1 protein-coding gene is annotated in these 1387 nt (G+C 57.5%); it reads right to left on the reverse strand.

Features of this window, described 5'->3' with window-relative positions; all coding sequences use genetic code 11:
• The coding region (locus CUC55_RS22620; RefSeq protein ID WP_173645954.1) for a putative Ig domain-containing protein at positions 1-1387 on the reverse strand (1387 nt) is incomplete at both ends.

Below are 1387 nucleotides of genomic sequence, written 5' to 3' on the forward strand. Positions count from 1 at the left end.
ATCGTGACAGTTGCGGATGCAGAGGTACCGGCATCATTGGTGGCGGTATAGCTGAAGCTGTCGACCCCGGAATAACCCGGGTTTGGAGTGTAGGTTATCGCCGTGCCGGATGCCGTGGCGACACCCTTCGTTGCCTGGGTCGCAACAGCAACCGAGGTCGCCGCGCCACCCGAAAGGCTCAGCGTAATCACATTGTCTGCACTGTTGGCGTTGATGGCAACGGAACGATCACCCGCGATCGGCGCAACATTATTGATCGTCAGTCTATAAGCTTGAGTGGTACTAAAAGGTGCGCCCGACCCCGTGGTGCTGTCGGAAGCCGTTACGGTAAAGTTGAATATGCCCACCACTGTTGGCGTACCGGAGAGAGTACCATCTGAAGAGAGTGACATGCCCGCAGGCAACGCATTGGGTGTTACGCTATAGCTGTAAGGTGCGTTACCGCCTGAGGCAACAAAACTATGAGTATAGGCATCCCCATAAGTTCCACCAGAGAGTGTCGATGGGTCGAGTGCAATCGATGGCGCACCAACAGACAGATTATAAGTAGCATTGTCCTGTACGCCGTTGGCATCGGTCACTGTTATGGTGAAGGCCGCATTTCCAATTTCGGTGGGGGTGCCTTCGAGTACGCCTTCGGAAGAAAGATCGAGACCTGCGGGCAGCGCACCGCCGGTTATGGCAAATGCATAGGGCGCCGCCGCACCGGACGCGCTAAAAGTCTGGCTGTAAGAGACCGCAGCTTGCGCGGCGATCAACGCACCTGCCGCTGGGGTAAACGAAATAACGGGAGCGACGTAAGTATAGCTGTCTGTAATTCCACCGTCGCCGCCCGCCGACGTAATCTCAAATCCGATTAAACCGGCTGCATGGGCTGGCGTCGTAGAGGTGATCCGGCCATCCGTATGGATCGTGAACCCTGCTGCGGGCACCCCATCGAAATAAACGCCTGTAGCGTTGCTGAAGCCCGCACCTGTGATTGTTACCAGCGTGCCGCCGGTAGTCGAGCCGGACGTCGGAGAGATGGCCGCAGGCAGTGGCGCGGACACACTTGATGCGGATGTAAAGGCCGCAGCCAACGTTAGAGGACCGCTTGGCGTCGAGACAACGACATCATGCGAGCCTGCGATTGTCGCCGGTGTCACGACAGTGATGGCGGTATCGTTCACCACAATTACATTTGTTGCGGCATACCCGCCAATGGTCACTCCGGTAGCCCCGGTTAAACCCGAGCCGGAGATTGTGATCGGCTCTCCACCTTCAGAGGTGCCAGCACTGGGAGTGATACCCGTGATCTCCGGAACAGGTGGTGTTATTGTGATGGTGACCGTTGCTGGTGCGGAGGTGCCAGCGGGGTTTGTGGCGGTGTAGGTGAAGCTGTCGGAGC

The sequence above is a fragment of the Agrobacterium bohemicum genome, from assembly GCF_002896715.1.
Lineage (GTDB): Bacteria > Pseudomonadota > Alphaproteobacteria > Rhizobiales > Rhizobiaceae > Agrobacterium > Agrobacterium bohemicum.